At 71.8% G+C, this 24107-nt stretch carries 23 protein-coding genes; 8 read left to right on the forward strand and 15 right to left on the reverse strand.

Annotation, left to right across the window (positions count from 1 at the left end; translation table 11 throughout):
- Positions 1-12: 12 nt before the first annotated feature.
- The 5 genes from J2S59_RS13990 to J2S59_RS14010 are packed head-to-tail and all read right to left on the reverse strand — an operon-like array spanning position 13 to position 4776.
- Positions 13-333, reverse strand: coding sequence for a DMT family transporter (locus J2S59_RS13990; RefSeq protein WP_068124909.1), 321 nt, complete (start codon positions 331-333; stop codon positions 13-15).
- The gene (locus tag J2S59_RS13995; protein ID WP_068124911.1) at positions 333-695 is read right to left on the reverse strand and encodes a DMT family transporter; all 363 of its coding nucleotides are present in this window, start codon (positions 693-695) and stop codon (positions 333-335) included. Before J2S59_RS13995 ends, J2S59_RS13990 begins: the two co-directional genes overlap by 1 nt.
- Positions 692-3049, reverse strand: a complete 2358-nt coding sequence (locus J2S59_RS14000; RefSeq protein ID WP_068124912.1) for an ATP-binding cassette domain-containing protein — start codon at positions 3047-3049, stop codon at positions 692-694. Before J2S59_RS14000 ends, J2S59_RS13995 begins: the two co-directional genes overlap by 4 nt.
- 40 nt (positions 3050-3089) lie before the next feature.
- Positions 3090-4346: an RNA polymerase sigma factor gene (locus J2S59_RS14005; RefSeq protein WP_306825226.1), complete on the reverse strand. Its 1257-nt coding sequence runs from the start codon at positions 4344-4346 to the stop codon at positions 3090-3092.
- A 10-nt stretch (positions 4347-4356) separates the two neighbouring features.
- Positions 4357-4776 (reverse strand): YciI family protein, encoded by a 420-nt coding sequence (locus J2S59_RS14010; RefSeq protein ID WP_068116320.1) that lies wholly within the window; start codon positions 4774-4776, stop codon positions 4357-4359.
- Positions 4777-4928: 152 nt separating this feature from the next.
- Here J2S59_RS14010 and J2S59_RS14015 point away from each other — a divergent pair, with 152 nt between their 5' ends.
- The gene (locus J2S59_RS14015) at positions 4929-6437 is read left to right on the forward strand and encodes an HNH endonuclease signature motif containing protein (protein WP_306825227.1); all 1509 of its coding nucleotides are present in this window, start codon (positions 4929-4931) and stop codon (positions 6435-6437) included.
- Positions 6438-6462: 25 nt separating this feature from the next.
- Here J2S59_RS14015 and J2S59_RS14020 read toward each other — a convergent pair whose 3' ends face one another.
- Entirely contained in the window at positions 6463-7329 is an 867-nt protein-coding gene (locus J2S59_RS14020; protein WP_068124510.1) for an aldo/keto reductase, read from the reverse strand.
- Between the two features lie 70 nt (positions 7330-7399).
- On the opposite strand from J2S59_RS14020, the gene J2S59_RS14025 reads away from it, so the two are divergent.
- Both J2S59_RS14025 and J2S59_RS14030 read left to right on the forward strand, forming a co-directional pair.
- On the forward strand, positions 7400-8197 hold the full coding sequence (locus J2S59_RS14025; protein ID WP_306825228.1) for a N5-glutamine methyltransferase family protein: 798 nt from the start codon (positions 7400-7402) through the stop codon (positions 8195-8197).
- Positions 8194-8616 carry a DoxX family protein gene (locus J2S59_RS14030; RefSeq protein WP_068120950.1) on the forward strand — a complete coding sequence of 141 codons (423 nt, stop codon included), beginning with the start codon at positions 8194-8196 and terminating at the stop codon, positions 8614-8616. Before J2S59_RS14025 ends, J2S59_RS14030 begins: the two co-directional genes overlap by 4 nt.
- A gap of 9 nt (positions 8617-8625) precedes the next feature.
- Here the strand turns inward: J2S59_RS14030 and J2S59_RS14035 are convergent, their stop codons facing one another.
- Entirely contained in the window at positions 8626-9642 is a 1017-nt protein-coding gene (locus tag J2S59_RS14035; RefSeq protein ID WP_306825229.1) for a zinc-dependent alcohol dehydrogenase family protein, read from the reverse strand.
- Between the two features lie 64 nt (positions 9643-9706).
- On the opposite strand from J2S59_RS14035, the gene J2S59_RS14040 reads away from it, so the two are divergent.
- The 4 genes from J2S59_RS14040 to J2S59_RS14055 all read left to right on the forward strand — a co-directional run bounded on the left by J2S59_RS14040 (position 9707) and on the right by J2S59_RS14055 (position 14094).
- Positions 9707-11248: a helix-turn-helix domain-containing protein gene (locus tag J2S59_RS14040; protein WP_068118086.1), complete on the forward strand. Its 1542-nt coding sequence runs from the start codon at positions 9707-9709 to the stop codon at positions 11246-11248.
- Between the two features lie 141 nt (positions 11249-11389).
- Positions 11390-12208 (forward strand): glycerophosphodiester phosphodiesterase family protein, encoded by an 819-nt coding sequence (locus J2S59_RS14045; protein WP_246360155.1) that lies wholly within the window; start codon positions 11390-11392, stop codon positions 12206-12208.
- Positions 12208-13602, forward strand: a complete 1395-nt coding sequence (locus J2S59_RS14050) for an MFS transporter (RefSeq protein ID WP_181641607.1) — start codon at positions 12208-12210, stop codon at positions 13600-13602. Before J2S59_RS14045 ends, J2S59_RS14050 begins: the two co-directional genes overlap by 1 nt.
- 111 nt (positions 13603-13713) lie before the next feature.
- Positions 13714-14094 carry an RNA polymerase-binding protein RbpA gene (locus J2S59_RS14055; RefSeq protein WP_068118079.1) on the forward strand — a complete coding sequence of 127 codons (381 nt, stop codon included), beginning with the start codon at positions 13714-13716 and terminating at the stop codon, positions 14092-14094.
- 26 nt (positions 14095-14120) lie between these two features.
- Here J2S59_RS14055 and J2S59_RS14060 read toward each other — a convergent pair whose 3' ends face one another.
- The 8 genes from J2S59_RS14060 to kdd form a co-directional block, all read right to left on the reverse strand.
- A complete protein-coding gene (locus J2S59_RS14060) occupies positions 14121-14588 on the reverse strand; it encodes an FxsA family protein (RefSeq protein ID WP_068118077.1) in 468 nt (155 codons plus the stop codon).
- 25 nt (positions 14589-14613) lie between these two features.
- Positions 14614-15375 (reverse strand): polyprenol monophosphomannose synthase, encoded by a 762-nt coding sequence (locus tag J2S59_RS14065; protein WP_246360154.1) that lies wholly within the window; start codon positions 15373-15375, stop codon positions 14614-14616.
- Positions 15372-16904, reverse strand: a complete 1533-nt coding sequence (gene lnt, locus J2S59_RS14070; RefSeq protein WP_068118074.1) for an apolipoprotein N-acyltransferase — start codon at positions 16902-16904, stop codon at positions 15372-15374. The genes J2S59_RS14065 and lnt overlap by 4 nt, the downstream gene beginning before the upstream one ends.
- 354 nt (positions 16905-17258) lie before the next feature.
- A complete protein-coding gene (kal, locus tag J2S59_RS14075; RefSeq protein WP_068125157.1) occupies positions 17259-17690 on the reverse strand; it encodes a 3-aminobutyryl-CoA ammonia lyase in 432 nt (143 codons plus the stop codon).
- The gene (gene kamE, locus J2S59_RS14080; protein WP_068125158.1) at positions 17687-18442 is read right to left on the reverse strand and encodes a lysine 5,6-aminomutase subunit beta; all 756 of its coding nucleotides are present in this window, start codon (positions 18440-18442) and stop codon (positions 17687-17689) included. The genes kal and kamE overlap by 4 nt, the downstream gene beginning before the upstream one ends.
- Positions 18439-20028 carry a lysine 5,6-aminomutase subunit alpha gene (kamD, locus tag J2S59_RS14085; RefSeq protein WP_306825230.1) on the reverse strand — a complete coding sequence of 530 codons (1590 nt, stop codon included), beginning with the start codon at positions 20026-20028 and terminating at the stop codon, positions 18439-18441. Before kamD ends, kamE begins: the two co-directional genes overlap by 4 nt.
- Positions 20025-21578 carry an amidohydrolase gene (locus J2S59_RS14090; RefSeq protein WP_306825231.1) on the reverse strand — a complete coding sequence of 518 codons (1554 nt, stop codon included), beginning with the start codon at positions 21576-21578 and terminating at the stop codon, positions 20025-20027. Before J2S59_RS14090 ends, kamD begins: the two co-directional genes overlap by 4 nt.
- Positions 21575-22618, reverse strand: coding sequence for an L-erythro-3,5-diaminohexanoate dehydrogenase (gene kdd, locus J2S59_RS14095; RefSeq protein WP_246360074.1), 1044 nt, complete (start codon positions 22616-22618; stop codon positions 21575-21577). Before kdd ends, J2S59_RS14090 begins: the two co-directional genes overlap by 4 nt.
- A gap of 88 nt (positions 22619-22706) precedes the next feature.
- Between kdd and J2S59_RS14100 the strand changes: the two genes are divergently transcribed.
- The gene (locus J2S59_RS14100) at positions 22707-24104 is read left to right on the forward strand and encodes a KamA family radical SAM protein (RefSeq protein WP_306825232.1); all 1398 of its coding nucleotides are present in this window, start codon (positions 22707-22709) and stop codon (positions 24102-24104) included.
- Positions 24105-24107 lie beyond the last annotated feature (3 nt).

Below are 24107 nucleotides of genomic sequence, written 5' to 3' on the forward strand. Positions count from 1 at the left end.
CGCAGCGACCGCTCAGTGGTGGGCGCCGAGCTCCACCAGCAGCACGCCGATGATGATCAACCCGATGCCGAAAAGCATGGTCGGCGTGAGTGGCTCCTTGAAGAGGACGCGGGAGGCGACCGCGGTCAGGGCGACGCCGCAGGCGGCCCAGACGCCGTACGCCACCCCGAGCGCCATGCCGGCGTCCAGCGCCAGCGTGAGCAGGGCGAAGGCACACAGATAGCTGAGCAGGGTGACGGCGATCCAGGGCCGGCGGCCCTGGGACGCGACGCGCAGGGCGAGCGTGCCGGAGACCTCGAAGCCGACGGCACCGGCCATGAAGAGCCACGCCATCAGGCGGCGTCCGCGGCGTGCTGGCTGGGCGGCGCGTGCTGCGCCCGGTGCGAGCCGAGCTCGACAAGCAGGACGCCGGCGATGATCACGGCCACACCGACCCCCATGAGGCCGGTGAACGGCTCGCCGAAGATGGCCGACGACAGGACCGCGGTGAACGCGACCCCGAGCGCGGACCAGATGCCGTACGCCACCCCCAGCGGCATGCCGAGGCGCAGGACGACCGCCAGGAGCGAGAACGAGGTCACATAACCGATCGCGACGACCACGTAGAACCTCGAGTCGTCCAGCGCGGCCTTGAGCGACAGCGACGCGCTGACCTCGCTGGCGATCGCGACCGCCAGCAGGAGCCACTTCCTCACCCGGCGCCGCCGACGTACTCCGCGAGGTGCTGGCCGGTGAGCGTGGATCGGTCGGCCACGAGGGCCGCCGGAGTGCCGGTGAAGACCACCTGTCCCCCGTCGTGCCCGGCGCCCGGCCCGAGGTCGATGATCCAGTCGGCGTGGGCCATGACGGCCTGGTGGTGCTCGATGACGATCACCGACTTGCCGCTGTCGACGAGTCGATCCAGCAGTCCGAGCAGCTGCTCGACATCGGCGAGGTGCAGGCCGGTCGTGGGCTCGTCGAGCACGTAGACCTCCCCCTTCTCGGCCATCCGCGCGGCCAGCTTCAGTCGTTGCCGCTCACCGCCCGACAACGTCGGCAGCGGCTGGCCCAGGGTGAGGTAGCCCAGACCCACGTCGGTCATGCGCGCCAGGATCTTGTGCGCCGCCGGCAGCGCGGCCGCGCCGTCGGCGAAGAACGCCTCCGCGTCTGCCACCGACATCTCGAGCACCTCGCTGATGTTGCGCCCACCGAAGGAGTACTCCAGCACCTCGGCGCTGAACCGACGGCCCTCGCAGACCTCGCACGGCGTCGCGACGCCGGCCATCACCGCCAGGTCGGTGTAGATGACCCCGGCACCGTTGCAGTGCGGGCACGCGCCCTCGGAGTTCGCGCTGAACAGCGCGGGCTTCACCCCGTTGGCCTTCGCGAACGCCTTGCGGATCGGCTCGAGCAGACCGGTGTACGTCGCGGGGTTGCTACGGCGGGATCCGCGGATCGCCGACTGGTCGATCGCGACGACCTCCTCGCGCTTGGCGACCGAGCCGTGGATGAGCGAGCTCTTGCCGGACCCGGCGACCCCGGTGATGACGCACAGCACGCCGAGCGGGATGTCGACGTCGACGTCGCGCAGATTGTGGGTGGCGGCGCCACGGACCTCGAGGGCACCGTTCGGCGTACGCACCTCCGGCTTCACCGCGACCCGGAAGTCGAGGTGGCGCCCGGTCAGCGTGCCGCTGGTGCGAAGTCCGTCGACCCGGCCCTCGTAGACCACTTCCCCACCGTCGCTGCCCGCGCCCGGGCCGAGGTCGACCACGTGGTCGCCGATCACGATCGTCTCGGGCTTGTGCTCGACGACGAGCACGGTGTTGCCCTTGTCGCGCAGCTGCAGCAGCAGGTCGTTCATCCGGGCGATGTCGTGCGGGTGCAGGCCGATGGTCGGCTCGTCGAAGACGTAGGTCACGTCGGTCAGCGCGGAGCCGAGGTGCCGGATCATCTTGGTGCGCTGGGACTCCCCGCCCGACAGCGTCCCGGAGGGCCGGTCCAGCGAGAGGTAGCCCAGCCCGATGTCGACGAACGAGTCGAGGGTCTCCCCCAGCACCGTGAGCAACGGGCGGATCGATGCCTCACCGCCGAGCTCACGCACCCACCCGGCCAGCTCGTCGATCTGCATCGCACAGACGTCGGCGATGCTCTTGGCCTTGATCTTCGCCGAGCGCGCCGCGTCGTTGAGCCGTGACCCGTCGCAGTCGGGGCACGTGGTGAACGTGATCGCACGGTCGACGAAGGCGCGGATGTGCGGCTGCATCGAGTCGCGGTCCTTGGACAGGAACGACTTCTGGATCTGCGGGATCAGGCCGAGGTAGGTCAGGTTGATCCCGTCGACCTTGATCTTCGTCGCCTCGCGGTGGAGCAGGTCGTGCTGCTCCTTCTTCGTGAACTTCCGGATCGGCTTGTCGGGATCGAAGAACCCGCAGCCACGGAAGATTCGGCCGTACCAGCCCTCCATGCTGTAGCCCGGGATGGTGATCGCGCCCTCGTTGAGCGACTTCGTCTCGTCATACAACGCACTGAGGTCGAAGTCGCTGACCGACCCCATCCCCTCGCAGCGCGGGCACATGCCACCGACGCGGTTGAAGGTCACCTTCTCGGCGCGCTTGTTGCCCTTGTCGACCTTGATCGCGCCGCTGGCGCTGACGGAGGCGACGTTGAAGGAGAAAGCGCCGGGCGGGCCGACGTACGGCGTCCCCATGCGGCTGAACAGGATGCGCAGCATGGCGTTGGCGTCGGTCACGGTGCCGACCGTGGAGCGCGGGTTGCCGCCCATGCGCTCCTGGTCGACCAGGATGGCTGTGGTCAGACCCTCGAGGACGTCGACGTCCGGTCGGGCCATGGACGGCATGAACCCCTGGACGAACGCGCTGTAGGTCTCGTTGATCAACCGCTGCGACTCCGCGGCGATGGTGCCGAAGACGAGTGAGCTCTTGCCCGACCCGGAGACACCCGTGAAGACGGTCAGCTGTCGCTTGGGGATCTCGACACTGATGTCCTTGAGGTTGTTCTCCCGTGCCCCCTGGACCCGGATCACTCCGGCGGCTGCGTTCGTCGTCACAAGCGTCGATCGTAGGGGTGCCGTGCCGACTCCGTCACGGTCATTGCGCGCTGCTGCCCGCCCCGGCGGCGAGCGCCGCCTTGGCCATGAGCACGGCCCGCTGGCGGGCGTTGCGGGTCAGCGCCGCTGCTGCCCTCAGCGCGGCCTCGGCCTCGTCGCTGCGACCGAGCCGCGCCAGCAGCTCGCCGCGGACGCTGGGCAGCAGGTGGGAGTCGCGCAGGACACCGCTCGCCGCGAGCTCGTCGGTGAGCGCGAGTCCGGCCTCGGGGCCCTCGGCCATGGCGACGGCCACCGCGAGGTTGAGCCGCACCACGGGGTTGCCGGTGCGCGCGGCCAGGGCGCGGTAGAGCGCCACGATCTGGCGCCAGTCGGTGTCGGCGGCCGCCGCTGCCCGCGCATGGCACGCTGCGATCGCCGCCTGCAGCGCGTAGGGACCTCTCCCCCGCCCCAGCCGGTCGCTGCGCCGCAGTGCGTGGAGGCCGCGAGCGATCTGCGCGTGGTCCCAACGCGTGCGGGCCTGGTCCTCCAGCAGGACCGGCTCACCAGCTGCGTCGACCCGGGCGGGGAACCGCGACGCCTGCAGCTCCAACAGGGCGTGCAGTCCATGGACCTCGGGTTCGGTCGGCATGAGCACCGTCAGCATCCGGCTCAGGCGCAGCGCCTCCTCCGCCAGGTCCGGTCGCATCCAGGAGTCGCCGCTCGTGGCCGCATAGCCCTCCGTGAAGACCAGGTAGACGACGGAGAGCGCCGTCTCGAGCCTGCTCCCCCACTCCTCCGGCGACGGGACATCGAACCGCACGTCCGCGTCGCCGAGCACCCGTTTGGCACGCACGATGCGCTGCTGCACGGTCGGCACGGACACCAGCAGCAACCGCGCGATCTCCTCGGTCCCCAGCCCGCTGACCACCTTCAGGGTGAGTGCGACCCGGGACTCCCGGGGTAGCACCGGGTGGCAGGCGGTGAACATCAGCCCCAGGACGTCGTCGTCGGACCCGTCCGGTGACTCCGTGACCACCTCCGAGTCCAGGTCCCGGGCCAACGCGGCGTACCGGGCGCCGAGGCGTGCGTTGTGCCGGAACAGGTCGATCGCCCGGCGCCGCCCCACCGTCGTCAGCCAGGCACCCGGACTGCGGGGTACGCCGGAGCGCGGCCAGGACTCGAGCGCCTCGGCCAGCGCTTCCTGCGCGAGGTCCTCGGCCAGGGCGAGGTCGCCGGTGAGGCGGGCGAGGGTAGCGACGACGCGCGCACCCTCGACCCGCCAGACCGCTTCGACCGTCCGGGTCTGCTCGCTGGTCACCGGTAACCGGTCACTCGGTCCCGAGTTCGCGACGCCACTCGGCTTCCTTCTGGACGTACTCGTTGTCGGCGTAGTCGGCGAAGTCCGTCTCGTCGGTGACGCGTCGTACCTCGAGCTTGGACCCCGGTCCGAGCGGACACCGGCGCGCCCACTCCAGCGCCTCCTCGGGCGAGGAGACCTGGAGGATCCAGAAGCCGTTGAACAGCTCGTGGACCTCGCCGTAGGGCCCGTCGGTGACGATCGGCTCCTCGCCGGAGAAGTCGACGACGAAACCCGGCTCGGGCGCCAAGCCGTCACCACCGAGCAGGACACCGGACTTCATGAGCGCCTCGTTGTAGGCCCCCATCGCGTTGATGATCTCCTCGAAGTCGGTCTCGGCGTACGCCGCCTCGGCCTCGGGCGTGGCTCGCATGATCAGCATGAACTTCATCTCGGGTCTCCTGCCGTGTCGGCACCCGCCGTCGGGCGCCTCTCACCCTGACGTCGAACGGCGACCCACGGCAATCGACACGACCGAGAACATTTCTGAGGGAAGTTCTCACGCGCCTTGTGGTCGAACATATGTTCGAGTATCGTCGGGTCATGGACCCCTCCTCCATCACCGACACCACCGGCGTGGTCGACCGCGCTGCTGTCGCGAGGGTGCTGCGGGAGGTCGCTGACCTGGTGGACACGCTAGCTCCGGCCACCGACATGTTGCGGGCGGCGCAGACCGGGCGTGATGTGTGTGATGTGCTGCGGGTCGCGGGGATCACGGAGCTGGTGGAGACCAAGGGCTTCGAGGACGAGGGCGCCTCCACGATCACCACCTGGGCGCGGCGCGAGCTGCGCCTCGATGCCCACGAGACCGCCCGGTTGCGGCGCACCAGTCGGGTCACCGGAGTCATGGCGAAGGTCGGGGCTGCGGCCTCAGCAGGCCGGTTGCGCACCGAGCACCTCAACGTGTTCGCCTTCGGTATCAAGCACATCGGTGTGGACAAGATGCTGGCGGCCGAGGAGACGTTGGTCGACTACGCCGTGACTCACGAGCCGGGTGCGTTGATGAGCGTGGTGCGCGAGATGCGCGCCCGGCTCCATCCCGACGAGCTCGACCGGGCCTGGCTTGAGGGCATGGACAAAGAAGACCTCCGCTTGGTGCGGTGTGGCGACGGGTTCAACGTCACCGGGTTCCTCGGCGCCACCACCGGCGCCCAGCTCAAAGCCGTCCTCGACTCACTGACCAAACCCAGCGACGCAGGCGATGAACGCACCGCCTCCGCACGTCGCTGCGCCGGGCTGTCCGCGCTGCTGACCGGGATCCTCGACGGCGGTGTCCTGCCCGCCGACAAAGGCGTACGACCGCATATGACCGTCACCGTGCCTGCCGACGTCTTCGGTGCAGCCGCAGCCGCAGCCCAGCACGGTGCGAGCCCCGGCGGTGCGGCACCGGACGGCGGTGCGGCGGACCCGTTCGCGCCGGTCGCACGGTTGGAGGGGTTCGGACCCATCGGTCCCGCACTGGTCGGCTACCTCGCGTGCCTGGGACAGGTCACGGTCGTGACCACCGCCGGTGCCGCACCCGACTCCGGGGTGCTGAATGTCGGACGCACCCGTCGGGTCGCGACGCTGCGGCAACGCAAAGCCGTCGAGGCCCACCAAGCCCACCGGTGCGCCACCCCGGCATGTGGGCTGCCGGTGGAGGAGATCCACCACCTCACCTGGTGGTCGGCCGGCGGGGCGACCGACCTGGACAACCTCATCGGGCTCTGTGGGCCGTGCCACCGGCTGGTCCATCACGGCAAGCTCGTCATCACCGTCCCCACGCACGGCACCACTGGAGCGACTCCCGAGCCCGACCTCGCACCCGCTCCTGAGCCGGCACCGGACTCCGCGTCCCGCCTCGAGCGGCGCCTGCAGGAGTTTTTGCGCCCGCTGCGCCCACCGGCTCCTCCGCGACGCAGCCACGAACGACCCCATGAGCGGCCGCATGTGAAGCCTGGCCGCACCTACCGGTTCACCACCCAGCGTGGCGAGCCCGTCCGCCGCCGCGCCGGCTCCGTTCTCCTCACCGTCCACCACACGACACCCCCGCCCTACCCCCGGCGGGAGTGACCAGGCTGACGCACGACCGGTCAGCTCACGAGGCGTCGAGCCGAGCGATCTCCTCCGGCGTCAGGACGAGGTCGGCGGCCTCCGCGGAGTCGCGGATGCTCTGGGGTCGCTTCGCGCCCGGGATCGGGATGACCACCGGCGACTGCGCGAGCTCCCAGGCCAGCGCGACCTGCTGCGCGCTCACGCCGCGTTCGGTGGCGATCTCGGCGAAGGCCGGGTGCTTGTCGGCCAGCTCCTTGGCGTTGGTCAGTCCGCCCAGCGGGCTCCACGGCAAGAACGCCAGTCCCAGCTCCGCGCACACGTCGATCTCGGGCTGGCTGCTGCGGAACGCCGGCGAGTACTGGTTCTGGACGCTCACGAGCGCCTCCCCCAGGGCTTCGTGAGCATGCCGGATCTGTGCGGGATCGGCATTGGAGAGTCCGATCGCGGCGACCTTGCCGGAGTCGGCGATCTCACGCAGCGTCGCCACCGTCTCCTCCCAGGTGACGTCCGGGTCGGGCCGGTGGTGCTGCCAGAGCGCGATCTGCTCGACGCCCAGTCGCGACAGGCTGGCGTCGACCGCGGAGAGCAGGTGCTCCCGGGTGCTGTCGACGGCCCAACCGCCGTCATCGGTGCGGACGTGTCCGCCCTTCGTGGCCAGCAGCACGCGGTCGCGCACCCCCAGCTCGTCGAGCATGCCGGCGACGAGGGTCTCGTTCTCGCCGTTGGCGGCGGTGCCGCTCTCCGCGCGACCGTAGGCATCGGCGGTGTCGAAGAGCGTCACGCCGGCATCGAGGGCGGTGCGGATCGTGTCGAGCAGCTGGTCGCGGGGCTGCTCGCCGGTTTGGGAGAAGGTCATGAGCCCCAGGCCGATCGCGCCGACCTGGTGGGTGCCGAGAGTTCGCGTGTGCATGCTCACAGTCCTACCGCACCGTGCCTGACCTGCGGCGCAGGCCGCTGACGCCAGTGCCTACGGTGGTGCGGTGAGTGCACTCGCCGATGCCCTGCGCCGTGCCGGCTGCGTCTTCGCCGAGGCGGAGGCGGCCGAGGTGGCGCGCCACGTCGGCTCCGACGCCTCCCGCGTCGCCGAGGTCGTCGCGGGTCGTGCCGCGGGCATCCCCCTTGAGCACCTCCTGGGCGTGGCTCGCTTCGCCGGCCACGACGTCGAGCTCGACCCCCTGGTGTTCGTCCCCCGGCGCCGCGCCGAGGCGCTGGTCGAGCTCACGGTCGCGCACCTGCGCGAGCGCCCGCCCGGGATCGTGGTCGACGTCGGGTGCGGGAGCGGTGCGATCGCCGCCGCGCTGCGACACGCCCTCCCCGACTGGCGGGTCGAGGCCACCGAGATCGACCCGGCCGCCCTCTCCTGCGCCCGACGCAACGGCGAGACCTACGGCTTCGGGGTGCACGAGGGCTCCTGGTTGGCGGGTCTCCCGAGTGAGCTGGCCGGACGCGTCGACGCTGTCGTCGGCTACCTCCCCCACGTGCCGGACACGGCGCTGGAGTCGATCCATCCCGACCTGCGCCGCCACGAGCCTGATCTCGCGGTCGCCGGCGGTGCCGACGGCCTTGACGGCTTCCGGGAGGTGCTCGACCAGCTCCCGGTGTGGTGGTCGCATGCCGGGGTCTTCCTCACCCTGCTGGCGCCGGAGCAGGTGCCGGCCGCGCGTCGGCACCTGGATCGGCGTACGCAGGACAGCGCCCCCACCCTGGACCTGCACGTCACGATGGTCGACGACGACGCCATCGTGCGTGTGGACCGCTCGGGCACCATCGACTCATGAGTCGACCCACGAGCGCATCGACCGCCGGCCTGGCCCGGCACCTCGGCCGGATCACCCTCGGCAGCTTCCTGGGTTTCGCCGGGGTCTCGCACCTGACCTTCGCGAGGAAGGAGTTCGAAGCCCAGGTCCCCGGATGGATGCCTGTCGACACGGATGCGGTCGTGGTGGTCTCCGGCATCGTCGAGATCGTGCTCGGCCTCGCGCTGCTGCTCACGCCGGCGTCGCTGCGTCCGAAGGTCGGCTGGGTGGTCGCGATCTTCTTCGTCGCGATCTTCCCGGGCAACATCGCGCAGTACGTCGAGGCCAAGGACGGCTTCGGCCTCGACACGGACCAGAAGCGCCTCGGCCGGCTGTTCTTCCAGCCCGTGCTCGTGCTCTGGGCCTGGTGGTCGACACGGGTGCGCCCCGCTCGCGGCTGAGCGCTCAGCTCACGGACGCAGCAGCACCTTGATCGCGCGTCGCTCATCCATCGCCCGGTAGGCCTCGGCGACATCGTCGAGCGGCAGCTCGAGGTCGAAGACCCGGCCGGGGTCGATGGCGCCGGTGAGCACCCGCTCCAACAGATCGGGCAGGTAGCGCCGCACCGGGGCCATGCCCCCGGCCAGCCCGACGTTGTGGCCGAACATCTTTCCCATCGGCGGGGCGACGTCGTGCGGCACGCCGACGAACCCGACCATCGCGCCCGGACGGGCGATGGAGAAGGCCGTGCGCATCGCCGGTCCGTTGCCGACGCACTCGAGCACGGCGTCGGCGCCGACCCCGTCGGTGAGCTCGCGCACCGCGGCGGTCGCCTCCTTGCCGCGCTCGGCGACCACGTCCGTGGCGCCGTACTCCCGGGCCAGTGCCTGGCGCGGTGCGTGCCGGGACAGCGCGATGATCCGCTCGGCGCCGAGCTCGCGGGCCGCGAGCACCCCGCACAGGCCGACCGCTCCGTCGCCCACGACCGCCACGGTCGCGCCGGGACGCACCCGCGCCGAGACCGCCGCGTGCCAGCCCGTCGGCATGACGTCGCTGAGCGCCAGCAACGACGGCACCTGCTCCGGATCCGGCATCCCGTCGGTCTTGACGAGCGTCCCCTCGGCCTGGGTGACGCGGGCGTACTCCGCCTGGCCACCGGCGGTCATGCCCCCGTTGACGCAGGCCGAGTGGATCCCCGCCCGGCAGTGCGGGCAGGAGTTGTCGCTGTGGCAGAACGGAACGACGACGAAGTCCCCGGGCGCGAACGAGCGCACCGCCGAGCCCACCTCCTCGACGACGCCGACCACCTCGTGGCCGATGGGGCGCGGCTCGGGCACCTCGTCGGCGTTGCGGTACGGCCACAGGTCCGAGCCGCAGACGCACGCCGCCACCACCTTGATGACCGCGTCGGTCGGCAGCTCGAGCTGGGGGCGGGGCTGCTCCTCCAGTCGGATGTCTCCGGGGGCGTGGATCGTCGTGACGCGCATGAGTGTGATCAAACCAGACAGCCCGGCAACTCATATGTGACGTACGGCGAGGTACCGTGAGGCGGTGACTGAGGACTACCTGCGCAAGATCGGGCTGCGCATTCGCGAGACCCGGATCCAGCGATCGCTGACCCAGGCCCAGCTGGCCGAGCGGCTCGGCACCAGCCAGGGCGCGGTGACCCGCATCGAACGCGGACTGCAGAACCTCAGCCTCGACATGCTCGCCCGCATCGGCGAGGCCCTGGACGCAGAGATCGTGGCGCTCGGGAGCAAGCCGGAGGCCCCCGGCCCCACCCACCTGCGGGTCACCGGGCCCACGACCCTCTCGGGCAGCATCGCGGTGAAGTCGTCCAAGAACGCCGGGGTGGCCCTGCTGTGCGCCTCGTTGCTCAACCGCGGCACGACCGTCCTGCGCAAGGTCGCGCGCATCGAGGAGGTCAACCGGCTGCTCGAGGTCCTGACCAGCATCGGGGTCCGCACCCGGTGGCTCAACGAGGACGGCGACCTGGAGATTCAGCCGCCGGCGGTGCTGGACCTGTCACGCATCGACGTCGACGCCGCCCGGCGCACCCGCTCGATCATCATGTTCCTCGGCCCCCTTCTGCACCGCTCAGCCGACTTCCAGCTCCCGTACGCCGGGGGCTGCGACCTCGGCACCCGCACCGTCGAGCCGCACCTGAGCGCACTGAAGTCCTTCGGGCTCGCCGTCAAGGCCACCGAGGGCAGCTACCACGCCCGCGTGGACGTCGGGACGAGCCCGGAGCGTCCCATCGTCCTCACCGAGCGCGGCGACACCGTCACCGAGAACGCCCTGATGGCGGCGGCCCTCTCCCCCGCGACGACGGTGATCCGCAACGCCAGCCCCAACTACATGGTCCAGGACCTGTGCTTCTACCTGGAGCGTCTCGGTGTGCAGATCGAGGGCATCGGCACCACGACGCTGCGGGTGACCGGCAAGGAGCGCATCGACGTCGACGTCGACTACGCGCCGAGCGAGGACCCGATCGAGGCGATGTCGCTGGTCGCCGCCGCGATCGTCACCGACTCGCAGATCACCATCCGCCGAGCGCCGATCGAGTTCCTCGAGATCGAGCTCGCGCTGCTCGAGGAGATGGGTTTCCGCTACGACCGCGGCCCGGAGTACCTCGCCGAGAACGACCGCACGCGGCTGGTGGACCTCACGACGTACCCCTCGGTGCTGCACGCGCCCAGCGACAAGATCCACCCGATGCCGTTCCCCGGCCTCAACATCGACAACCTGCCGTTCTTCGCCGTCATCGCGGCGGTGGCCCACGGTCAGACCCTCCTGCACGACTGGGTCTACGAGAACCGCGCGATCTATCTCACCGAGCTCAACCGGCTCGGTGCCCGGGTCAAGCTCCTCGACCCCCACCGCGTGATGATCGAGGGCCCCACCCACTGGTCCGGCACCGAGGTCGTCTGCCCGCCGGCGCTGCGTCCGGCGGTCGTCGTCCTGCTGGCGATGCTGGCGAGCAAGGGCACCTCGGTGCTGCGCTCGGTCTACGTCATCAACCGCGGCTACGAGGACCTCGCCGAGCGACTCAACGCGCTGGGTGCGGACATCCAGACCTTCCGCGACATCTGAGCGAAGGCTCAGCCGGACAGCGACGCGAGAGAGGCTCGCTTCTGGCGTGCGGGGCAGGTCATGTCCTCCCTCCCGACACGGTACGCCGCCGCGAGGCGTGGCGTGGGAGACACGGACAGCGTCGCGGGCGATACTGCAGCGGTGACCGCCCGCCGCGACGGCTTCCCCGTGCTCGCCCGCCGAGGTCCGGCGGGTGCCGACGGGACTGCTCCGGTGCTGGCCTTCGCCCACCGCGGCGGAGCTCGTCATCCCGATCTGCTCGGGCTGGAGAACACGCGCCGTGCGTTCGCGCACGCCTACGCGCTGGGCTTCCGGTGGCTCGAGACCGACGTCCACGTCTCCCGCGACGGCTGCCTGGTCGCGTTCCACGACCCTGTCCTCGAGCGGGTCACCGACGGCAACGGCATGGTCGAGTCGATGACGATGGCCGAGATCGATCGGCTGCGCATCGGCGGCACCGAGCCGATCCCGCGACTCGAGGAGCTCCTCGAGGAGTTCCACGACGCCCGCTTCAACATCGACCTCAAGTCGCCCGGTGGTGCGCGTCCGCTGGCCGAGCTGATCGACCGGACGGGTGCTCACGACCGCGTGCTCGTGAGCTCCTTCAGCCCCGCCCGGATCCGCCAGTTTCGTACGGCGACCGGTGGCCGCGTGGCCACGGCGGCCTCGCCGCCGGAGGTGGCGCGGTTCCTCGCCCTGCCGGCACGGCTCGCGGTGCTCCGCCTCGACCCGACCGTGTGCGCCCTGCAGGTGCCCGAGCGCCGCGGGCGACTGCAGGTGCTGAGCCCGCGGCTGCTTGCTCGCGCCCACCGCGCCGGGCTGCAGGTCCACGTGTGGACCGTCGATGAGCCGGCCGACATCGAGCGACTCGTCGCCGCCGGCGTCGACGGCTTGATGACCGACCGCACCGACACGCTTCGTGCGGTGCTCCAACGCCTGGGCCGATGGGAGGAGCCATGATGAGCACAGCGGGGACGGACGAGGTGGCAGCCGACGGGACACCGGGGCCCCGGCAGCGGATCGGCTGGCCGGTGTGGTCCTGGGCGTTGTGGGACTGGGGCTCGGCCGCCTTCAACGCGGTGATCACGACCTTCGTCTTCTCGGTCTACATCACCGACCCCGACGTCTTCGGCGACGGCGCGTCCTCCCAGCTGGGGTGGGCGCTGGCCGGTGCCGGCGTGTTGATCGCGCTCTTCGCCCCCGTGCTCGGACAAGGTGCCGACCGCTCGGGGCGACGTACGTTCTGGCTCGCCATCAACACCTACCTCGTGGTGCTGGTCAGCGCCGGGCTGTTCTTCGTCCGGCCCGAGGCGTCGTACCTCTGGCTGGGGCTGGTGCTGCTGGCGGTCGGCAACGTCTTCTTCGAGTTCGCCTCGGTGAACTACAACGCGATGCTCAACACGATCTCGACCCCGCAGAACGTCGGCCGCATCTCGGGTCTGGGCTGGGGCCTGGGCTACCTCGGCGGGATCGTGCTGCTGACGATCGTGGTCGTCGGCTTCGTGAACCCCGACTCCTGGTTCGGCATCGAGAACGACGACGCGCTCGGCGTGCGGCTGGCGATGCTGCTGTGCGCCGGGTGGACGTTGGCGTTCTCGCTGCCCGTGATCCTCACCCTGCGCGACGACCCGGCGGGACGGCGGGGTTCGAGCGAGCCCAAGCCCGGGGTCGTCGGTGCGTACCGGCTGCTGTTCGCCAGCATCGGTCGGCTCTGGCGTGCCGACCGCGCGGCGGTGTACTTCCTTGCCGCCTCGGCCGTCTTCCGCGATGGGCTCGCGGGGGTCTTCACCTTCGGGGCGGTCATCGCCGCGCGCGCGTTCGACTTCAGCGACAGCCTCGTCATCGTGTTCGCGATCGCGGCCAACGTGGTCGCCGGTGTGGCGACGATCGTGGCCGGCCGGGTCGATGACGCCATCGGACCCAAGCGGATCATCGTGTTCTCGCTGGTCTCGATGTGTCTGCTCGGGTTGCTGATCTTCGCTCTCCACGACCAGGGCAAGGTCATCTTCTGGATCTGCGGCCTCGCGCTGTGCATCTTCGTCGGCCCCGTCCAGTCCGCGTCGCGTACCTTCCTCGCACGGATCATCCCGGCCGGGCAGGAGGGACAGATCTTCGGTCTGTACGCCACCACCGGTCGCGCTGTCAGCTTCCTGGCCCCGGCCGCGTTCGCCACCGCGCTGTGGCTCGGCCAGCGGGTGACCGGCGACCCGCTGCGGGAGGTGCAACACTGGGGCATCCTCGGCATCGTGCTCGTGCTGGCCGTTGGGCTGGCACTGCTGGTGCCGGTGCGGCAGTACGTGAGCCCGGACTCAGCGCTCGCCGCGCCGGAATCTTCGGACCCGCCCGGACGTTGAGCGGGGTGTCCGACCGACGAGGTTTGGGCAACATCGCGACGACGAAGTACCGTGGAAGGCTGCACACAGCAGCACACCAGCACCCACGAACGACCCGATAGGAGGCCACTCGTGGCAGAGCGGACACTACGCGGCGCCCGGCTGGGCGGCCAGAGCTTCGAGGACGAGCGAGGCATCGAGTTCGCAGCACGGCAGCAGTCGGCCTACGCCTGCACCAACGGCCACGAGTTCGAGGTCACCATGGCCCTGGAGGCCGACGTGCCGGCGATCTGGGAGTGCCCGAAGTGCGGTGCCGAGGCCCGCAGCACCCAGGGCATCGAGCCCGAGCTCAAGGCCGAGAAGCCGGCGCGCACCCACTGGGACATGCTGCTGGAGCGGCGGTCGATCCCGGAGCTCGAGGAGATCCTCACCGAGCGCCTGGAGCTCCTGCGCGGCGGCGAGATCGGTCCCGCCCACCTGCACCGCCCCCGCAAGAAGAAGGCCAACGCCTGATCTGATGTGTCACGGCCCTCCCGGCCTCACTCCACGGGAGGGTCCACGACCTCGCCCCGGACCACGTCCTCGTGGCCGGGGCGTCGTCGTGTCGGGGCGCCATGCGCAGATGAGGGGCGCCCGAGGGTGAGGCTCGCGGCCACGCGACCGAGCAGCCGCCGGGCGGCGACGCGCACCGGGCGCAGCAGCAGTGCCGCGCCGAGCACGTCACCGACGAAGCCCGGCAGCACGAGGAGCATCCCCGCGAGCACGACGCCGCCGGCGTCGGCCAGGTCCGTGCCGGGCGGCTGACCGCTGCGCACGGCGGCGCCCAGCTCGCCGAGGGCCCGCGTCCCGGCTCGGCGGACGACGATGACACCGATGATGCTCGTGGCGACCAGGCCCAGCAGGGTCCAGCCGACACCGATCTGCTGGACGAGGACCACCACGACGACCAGCTCGAGCAGCAGGAGGCCGAGCAGGCCGGCGAGGACGAGACGGGGACCGCGGGTCATGGGTCCAGCGTACGGAGCGTCCCCGTCAGCCGGCTGGGCCGGCACGTCCGCGCCGCCGGTCCCAACGGTCGCGCACCCCCCAGGCGGTGATACGCGCCAGTGACTCCACCGCCACGGCCGTGCTCATCTTGGACTCCCCCTCGACCCGGTCGACGAAGGTGATCGGCACCTCGCGGACCCGCAGGCCCGCCGCCAGGGCACGGTGCACCAGGTCGGTCTGGAACACGTACCCGGTGGAGTGCACGGTGTCGAGGTCGATCGTGGTGAGGGCGGAGGCCCGGAAGAGCCGGTAGCCCGACGTCGCGTCGCGCACCGGCATCGCCAGCAGCAGGCGCGCGTAGGTGTTGCCACCGCGGGACAGCCAGATCCGGCGCCGGGACCAGTTGCGGACCTCGCCGCCCGGGATCCATCGGGCGCCGACGACCAGGTCGGCATCCGTCAGCGCCGCGCGCAGCCGCGGGAGCTCCTCGGGCAGGTGGGACCCGTCGGCGTCCATCTCCCCGATGACCGGGTAGCCGGCAGCCAGCGCGAGGCGGAAGCCGGCGACGTACGCCGCCCCCAGCCCCTCCTTGCTGGTGCGGTGCAGCACGTGGATCGCCGGGTCGGCCGCGCGCAGCTCGTCGGCGTAGGCCCCCGTCCCGTCGGGCGACCCGTCGTCCACCACGAGGAGGTCGAGGTCGGGCGCCGCGGCGCGGACTCGCGGGACGATCCGCTCGAGGTTGGCGCGCTCGTTGTAGGTGGGCATCACGATCACCCCGGCCGACCCGGGGCGTCGCTGGACGCTCACGCGGTGGCCTCGACGCGCTCGAGGGGAGCCGGCGTACGCCGTCCGCGGCGCAGCACGAGGAGGGCGGCCAGTGCCAACACGGCACCGGGCACGGTGAAGAGGACGGTCCACACGGTGGCCCACCGTACGGCCGGGGTCAGCCCGACGCGGGGCGACACGTCGGCGGTCAGCACGTGGGTCGTGCGCACAGGCGCGCGCTCCACCACGCTGCCGTCGGGCGCGACCAGGCCCGAGACGCCGTTGGTCGAGACGACCACGACCGAGCGCGAGGTCGCGAGCGCCGTGAGACGCGCCATCGCGAACTGCTGCTCGACCTGGGCGGTGCCCATGTAGGTCGCGTTGTTGGTCGGGACGGCGAGCAGCCGGGCGCCGGAGTCGACCAGGTCGGTCACGAGCGGCGCGTAGGCGACCTCGTAACAGGTGATCACCCCCACGGGTACGTCCGCGAGCTCCATGACCCCGGGCCGGTCCCCCGGCAGCATGTCGCGCGGGATCTGCTCCAGCGCCGGCACGATCGGGTCGAGCACGGCACGGAACGGCACGTACTCGCCGAACGGCACCGCCTTGCGCTTGTCGTAGTACGCCGTCGGGCGACCGTCGGCCTCCCAGAGCTGGAAGCGGTTGCGCCACCCCACGCCATCGGAGACCGCGGTCCCCATGACCAGCGGTGCGTCGACGGCGACGGCCGCGCCCGCGACGTCGGCGTAGGCGGCCGCGTCGGTGAAGGGGTCGATGTCGGAGGAGTTCTCCGGCCACAGCACGAGGTCCGGGGCCGGCTCCGCGCCGCGGCGTACGGCGGCGGCGAGGTCCTGGGTGGCGCGCACGTGGTTGTCGAGGACCTGGCGGCGCTCGGCCATGGCCGAGAGACCGACGCCGGGGGTGTTGCCCTGCACCGCCGCCACGCGCAGCGCCGACTCGTCCCGCACTCCGCCGGCCGGGTCGAGGGGCAGCCAGGCCCCGGCGGTGGCGAGCGCGAGCGCACCGAGGGTGGTCGCGACCGCGGGGACCGGGCGGACCCGCACGGTCACGACCGCCCAGCCGAGGGCGGCTCCCAGGAGCGCGACCACGAACGTCGTCCCCGTGACGCCCACCCACGGAAGCAGCCCCGCGAAGGGTGAGTCCGCGACGCCGAAGCCGACGCGGCCCCACGGGAAGCCACCGAGTGGCCACGTGCTGCGCACGACCTCCGCGGTCGTCCAGATCGCCGCCACGACCAGCGGCCACCAGGGCCGCCGCGCGTATGCCGCTGCGAGGCCGGTGAGGCCGATCAGGGGTGCCTCGGCAAGAGCGATCAACGGCCACAGCGGGGTGACGACGTGCAGCCAGGGCAGCAGCGTCAGCATGAACACGGCGCCGAAGACCGTGGCGAGCAGGTAGCCACGGCGGCCGGCGTGGTGCTCGGGCAGCGAGGCCAGCATGCCCGCGAGGAGGGCGATGGCCACCGGAAGCGCGACGGCGTACGCGAAGGGTTCGAAGGCCAGCGCGGCGACGCCGCCGGCCAGGCCGGCAAGGACGAGTCGCACCAGCACCGGCACAACCTACCCGCTGCAGGACAACGGAAAGGGTCCAGGCCCTTCGGACCGAGCTCGTCGCCGCTGGCCGCGACGCGCGAGCCCGTTGTCTACTGGGCGCCGGACCCTTTCCGTGTCCTCCCCCGCCACGTCGACCCGGTCTGGACGAGACGGTCGACCGCGGTCGTGGTACCCGACCCGGCTGTCCGTCCCGGAGCCAGAGCCCGCTGGCGTGGCGTTCTGCTCGAGAGGATCGTGGGAGAGATTGGTCAACGCGCGCCACGCTGTCAACCGGCCCCTGACCTGCGGTTTCGAGCAAACCCGCAGGTCAGCGACGTGTGTCGTGCACCACATTCGACCCGAAAACTTTCCTCAGTGCGGCGTGTCCGGCGCCGACACGCCCGGCGATCGGCCCGGCTCGTCCGGGGCGGCCGGGACGACGACGGTGCCGACGGCGGTGGTGGCCAGGATCGGCTCTGCGAGCAGTCGTGCGCTGCTCGCCCGACCGCCCTGTGCCGCACCGCGCCCGACGACGTGCAGCGTGAACGTCATCCGTCGGCTCCGCCGGCCCATGGCGACCAGCTCGACGGCCGCCTCCACCAGGTCGCCGGCCTGCACCGGCGCGCGGAACTGCACGTCTTCGTAGGAGGCGAACAGCCCCTCGTCGCCGTCGGTGCGGATGCACAGCTCGGTCGCGACGTCGCCGAAGAGCCCGAGACCGTAGGCACCGTCGACGAGGCCGCCGGCGTAGTGGGCATGGGCGTAGGGCACGTAGCGGCGATGCGTGACGCGCTGGCCGATCATCGGCGTACCTCCGGGGACGAGTGACGGGTGACGGTGCGGTGGACGAGGTAGCTGGCCACCTCGGCGGGCGTGGTGCCGCGGCCGAAGACCCGATCGACGCCGAGGGTCTCGGCACCGCCCTCGTCGAAGCGGGGGCCGCCGACCACCAGCAGCGGCCGCCGAGCCGGCGGGAAGGCCTCGCGGAACGCGGCGGACAGCTCGCGGGTGTTGTGCAGGTGGGCGTCGCGCTGCGTCACCACCTGGGAGACGAGGACGGCGTCGGCGCGCTCGGCCTCGGCTCGGGCGACAAGGTCGGGTACGGCGACCTGGGCCCCGAGGTTGACCACCTTGATCTCGCGGTAGTACTCCAGCCCCTTCTCCCCCGCCCAGCCCTTGACGTTGAGGATGGCGTCGATGCCGACGGTGTGGGCGTCGGTGCCGATGCACGCGCCGACCACGACGAGCCGACGGCGCAGGCCCTTGCGCAGCGCGAGGTTGGCCTCTTTGGGCGTCAGGAGCGGGTAGTCGCGCTCGACCACCCGCACGGCGTCGAGGTCGACGAGGTGGCTGACCCGGCCGTAGACGACGAAGAAGGTGAAGTCCGGGCCCATCGGCTTGGCGTGGACGACGAGGGCGGGGTCCATGCCCATCTTCTGCGCGAGCTGGGCGGCGGCGCCCTCGGCGACCTTGGAGTGCGGCACCGGGAGGGTGAAGGACATCTGCACCATCCCGTCGCCCGTGGTGTCGCCGTAGGGGCGGACGAGTGTGCTCATGACGTCTCCTCCAGCAGGTCGATGGCCGGGTTGAGGTAGCCGTCGGCCTTGCGGGCGACGCCGTCGAGGCCGCGGCCGCCGTCGGCCGGGCGGCGCATCAGACCGAAGGTGCCATCGGCGATCGCGTCGAGCAGTCCGTCGCGGTGCTGCTCGGTGTCAGTGATCCGCTCGAGCAGGTCGACCGCCTCGCCCAGCACCTGCTGGGCGCGCTGGGCGATGAACCCGTCGGGGGCCGGGCGGAAGTCCTCGGCGAGCCCGCCGGCGGCGTCGAGGACGTAGCGGACGTTCTGCAGCGCGAGGTCGCGGTCGGAGAGCCACGGCGTGACCACCGCCTCGGTCATCATCCCGACGAGCAGGATCCCCTGCCCGGTCAGTGCGCCGGCGAGGTTGAAGAACGCGTCGAGCAGGTAGCCGCGGAAGATGTCGCCGCTCATGTGACGCGTTGGTGGCATCCACTTCAGCGGGGCCCTCGGGAACAGCTGCCGGGCCAGCAGGGCGTGGGCGAGCTCGAGCCGGAAGGAGTCGGTCACCTCGGGGTCGATCTCGAAGGCGTGGCCCAGCCCGAGCTGCCAGTCCTCGAGCCCTGCCTCCTTGGCGAAGTACTCGTTGAGCAGCTGGGAGACGGTCACCGTGTGGGCGGCCTCGACCGCGTCGGCGGTGGTGAGGTAGTTGTCCTCGCCGGTGTTGATGATGATGCCGGCGCGGGCGTGGACCTGGCGGCTGAAGCGCTGGTCGACGAACGTGCGCACCGGGTTGATGTCGCGGAAGAGGATCCCGTACATCGAGTCGTTGAGCATCATGTCGAGCCGCTCGAGGCCGGCGAGCGCGGCGATCTCGGGCATGCACAGGCCAGAGGCGTAGTTGGTCAGGCGGATGTAGCGCCCGAGCTCCTTGCTGGTCTCGTCGAGCGCCGCCCGCATCAACCGGAAGTTCTCCTGCGTCGCGTAGGTGCCGGCGTAGCCCTCGCGGGTGGCGCCCTCGGGCACGAAGTCGAGCAGGGACTGCCCCGTCGAGCGGATCACCGCCACCACGTCGGCCCCCGCGCGGGCTGCTGCCTGCGCCTGCGGGATGTCCTCGTAGATGTCGCCGGTCGCGACGATGAGATAGATCCACGGTGTGCGCGGGGCGTCCCCGTGGCGGGCGATGAGCCGGTCGCGCTCGCGCCGGCGGGTGTCGATGCGCCGGATCCCGGCACCGACCTGCTTGCGCGCCAGGGAGGCCGCCCGGGTGCGCTCGGTGCCCTCGGGCAGGCGGAACCGCACCGACCCCACGGCTGCCTTCTGCGCGAGCTCGGTCAGGTCCGCCGCCTCGCCGCGGCGCAGGGCGTCGTACACCGGCAGGCAGACGCCGTGTTCGATCCCGACGTCGCCGCGGACCGCGTCGAGGAGCCGGTTGACCCAGGGTGTGCCCTCGGCGTCGGCGCCGCCGAGTCCGGCCAGGCGCAGCGTCGCGCGCTCGACCGACACTGTCGTGTGCTGCTGGGCCATGCGGACGATCGGCCGCCCGGCCTTGCGCGCCAACCGGCGCGCGGTGCGGACCGTGGCGGGGTCCAGGGGGATCCGTGCGGCGGTGGTCGCGGCGGTCAACGCAGTGCTCCGGTCTCTTCGTGCGCGATGCGTCCGTGGACGAGGGTCAGGTGTGCCGTCGGCAGCGGCGAACCGAGGTCGAGGGCCGGCGCCTCGGGGGACTGTGGCGTGACGTCCCAGACGACGAGGCTGGCCGGCGCCCCCGGGCGCAGGTCGCCGCCGGACAGCCCGGCCGCCTCCCACCCACCGCAGGTGTGGGCCGCGAACGCTGCGGCCGGATCGATGCGCTGGGCCGGGGTCTGGTGGTGCACCGCGGCGCGCACCGCGGCCCACGGCGCGAACGGCGTGACCGGGGTGTCGGAGCCGAACGCCACGCGGACCCCGGCGCCCAGGAGGGTGCCGACGGCGTTCATGCGCCCGGCCCGCTCGCGACCGAGACGCTGGGCGTAGAGCGCGGCGTCGCCGCCCCAGAGCGCGTCGAAGGCCGGCTGCATGCTCGCGGTGACACCCCACGCGGCGAGGCGCCCGGCGTCACCGTGGTCGAGCATCTCGACGTGCTCGAGCCGGTGCCGCGCGGCGCGCACCGCGTCGACCCCGAGCTGCTCGACAGCGGCGGCGATCCCGGCCACCACCGTGTCGGCTGCCCGGTCACCGATCACGTGGAAGCCGCCCTGGACCCCTGCGCGGGTGCAGGCGACGACGTGGTCGCGGACGGTGTCGTGGTCGAGGTAGAGCGCCCCGGAGGTGTCCGGCTCGTCGGTGTAGGGCGCCCGTAGCGCGGAGGTGCGCGAGCCGATCGCCCCGTCGGCGCACAGGTCCCCGGCCAGCCCGATGCAGCCGTGCTCGCGGGCGATGCTGAACGTCTCGTCGGTGGCGGCCGAGCCCCAGTAGCGCACGACCTGCGGCAGCGCCCCGTCGTGGGCGAGCGCGAGCGCGTCGAGGCGGGTGAAGTCGTCGGCCGGGGAGAGGTGGGGCGCGCCCATCTCGTGGACCTGGCCGATCCCCTGCGCCGCCGCCTCACGCAGGGCGCGCAGCAGGGCATCGGCGCGGGTCGAGCCCGGGAGCAGCTCGAAGAGGGCCTGCCGCGCGGTGTCGTGGGCGGTCCGGGTCAGCCAGCCCTCCTCGGCGTAGCCCTGGATGCCGGCCAGGCGGGGTACGGCGTCGAGGAACGCGCTGGAGACCACCGCGGAGTGGGCGTCGATGCGGGCGAGGTAGGCGGGCTTGCCGCCGGTGGCGCGGTCGACCTCGGCGCGGGTGAACGGACGCCGCTCGGGCCACTGGCTCTCGTCCCACCCGTGGCCGAGCAGCACGGCGTGGTGGTCCTGACGCGCGTGCGCGGCCAGCGCGTCGAGTGCCGCGACCAGGGTCGGGGTGCCGAGGTCGACGCTCGCGGCACTGAGCCCGGTCTGCGCGAGGTGGACGTGGGCGTCGACGAAAGCCGGGGTCACGAGGCGCCCCGCGAGGTCGACCACGAGGTCGGCGTACGTCGCCCACCCCTCGGCCTCGGTCTCGTCGCCGACGAAGGCGACCTGCCCCTCCTCCACACCGAGGGCGGTGGCGCGCGGGTGCGCCGGGCTGAGCACCTGCCCACCGCGCAACAGCATCCTCATCGCGCCTCCTGCGCCAGTCGCTGCTCGAAGAGCGCTCGGACCCCGGGCGTGCTGCGGACCAGGTCGAGCGCCAGGTCGGCGTGCCCCGGGACGTAGCCGTTGCCGACGAGCATGGTCACGTCGGCCGCCACCCCTTCGGCGCCGAGCGCGGCGGCACTGAACGAGGTGGCCATCGAGAAGAAGACGACCGTGCCCCGGTCGTTGGTCGCGAGCACGGCGCCGCCCTCGCACCCCGGGACGTCGACGCAGACGACCGTCACGTCGGCGGGTCCGCCCGCGCAGGTGACGGCGTCGCGCAGTGCCAACGGATCACGGGCGTCGCAGACCACGACGGCATCGGCCAGGTCGGCGTCACGCAGCGCCCGTGCCTCGGCGTCGTGCGGGACGACCCCGATGGTGCGCGCCGCGCCCGCCGCCCGCGCAGCGGCGAGCGCCAGCGAGCCGGACTTGCCCCCTCCCCCGATGACGACGACCACCGGGTCGGCGTACGTCCGGGTGACGCGGCTCGTGAGCGCCGGCGCGCCGCAGACGTCGAGGGCGGCGAGGGCGAGCGGCTCCGGCAGGTCGTCGGGCAGGCGGGCGGCGATGGAGCGGCCGAAGAGGATGGCGTGACCGGAGCAGGGCACCTGCTCGGAGTCGGCGTCCCATGACGCCAGCTCGTCGTCGATCACCAATGGGGTGAGGGTCAGCGAGACGAGGGTGGCGACCCGATCGCCCACGGACAGCCCCAGGGTCGAGGCGTGGCCGACCTCCTCGACGGTGCCGATCAGCATCCCGCCCGACCCCGTGACCGGGTTCTGCATCTTGCCGCGGGCGGCGACGATCGCGCAGACCGCGCGCCGGCGCTCGACCGGGTCCGGGTGTGCCTCACGCAGCTGACGGAACGACGCGGCGTCCAGGTTCAGGCGGCTGACCCGCACCCGCACCTCGTCGGGCCAGAGCGCGGCGCGCGTGTCGAGGCGCTCGGCCGCCTGCGGGAGCGCGCCCACAGGCGCGAGCACCCGGTGGACGCCGGTGGGGTCGGAGACCGCGATGGTCACGGAAAGCCTGCCTAGTGAACGTCAGGCCGGAAATCTTCCGGCAGATGGGTGGACCGACCGAAGGATCGCATCGTAGCCTCCGATCATCATGACTATCGAGACTTCGATCGGGCTCGGCACCGGTCAGCCCTACACCTATCACCGTCGCGAGCTCGTCGAGCCGGACTGGCGGCGGCTGCCGGGGTGGCGTGACGTCACCGACGAGCAGTGGCGCTCGGTGCAGTGGCAGCGCGCGCACTGCGTGAAGAACCTCGCGCAGCTGCGGGCACTATGGGGGGACCTGGTCGGCGAGGAGTTCTACGCCGACCTCGAACGCGACCAGCGCGAGCGCGCGACGATGTCGATGCTGGTGCCGCCGCAGATGATGAACACCATCGCGCCGCACGCCACGGGCACCGAGCCAGGGTCGTGGACCGACGCGGTGTACGCCGACCCCGTCCGGCGCTACATGATCCCCGTGCTGTCCGACCGGCGGACGGACTTCGCCTCCCACCCCTATGCGCAGCGCGACTCGCTGCACGAGCACGACATGTGGGTGGCCGAGGGCCTGACGCACCGCTACCCCACCAAGGTCCTGGCCGAGCTGCTGCCGACGTGCCCGCAGTACTGCGGCCACTGCACGCGGATGGACCTGGTCGGCAACTCGACCCCGACGGTCGACAAGCTCAAGTTCGACCTGCGCCCGGTCGACCGGCACGACGCGATGCTCGACTACCTGCGGCGCACGCCGACGGTGCGCGACGTGGTCGTCTCCGGCGGTGACGTCGCGAACCTGCCCTGGCGCCGGCTCGAGGAGTTCCTCACCCGGTTGCTGGAGATCGAGAACGTCCGTGACATCCGGTTGGCCTCCAAGGCGTTGGTCGGTCTCCCCCAGCACTGGCTGTCGGACGACGTACGCGAAGGCATGGAGCGGGTCGCCGGCGTGGCCCGCCGCCGCGGGGTCGCGCTGGCCATCCACACCCACGCCAACCACGCGAACTCGGTGACACCGCTGGTCGCCGAGGCCACGCAGGCGATGCTCGAGGCGGGGGTGCGCGACGTGCGCAACCAGGGCGTCCTGCTCGACGGCGTCAACGCCGACCCGCACGCGCTGCTCGACCTCTGCTTCGCACTGCTCGACGGGGCCGGCGTGATGCCCTACTACTTCTACATGTGCGACATGATCCCGGCCGCGGAGCACTGGCGGGTCTCGGTCGCCGACGCCCAACGGCTGCAGCACCACATCATGGGCTACCTGCCCGGCTTCGCGACGCCGCGGATCGTCTGCGACGTCCCGTTCGTCGGCAAGCGCTGGGTCCACCAGGTCGCGGCCTACGACCGGGTCCGCGGGATCTCGTCGTGGACCAAGAACTACCGCACCTCGCTGGAGGGCGACGACGTCGACCTCGGGGAGCAGACCTATCCCTACTATGACCCGATCCACACCCTCCCGCTCGAGGGCCAGGCCTACTGGCGTGAGCGGGCGCAGACGACCGCACCTGCGTAGTCG

The organism is Nocardioides massiliensis, from assembly GCF_030811215.1.
Lineage (GTDB): Bacteria > Actinomycetota > Actinomycetes > Propionibacteriales > Nocardioidaceae > Nocardioides_A > Nocardioides_A massiliensis.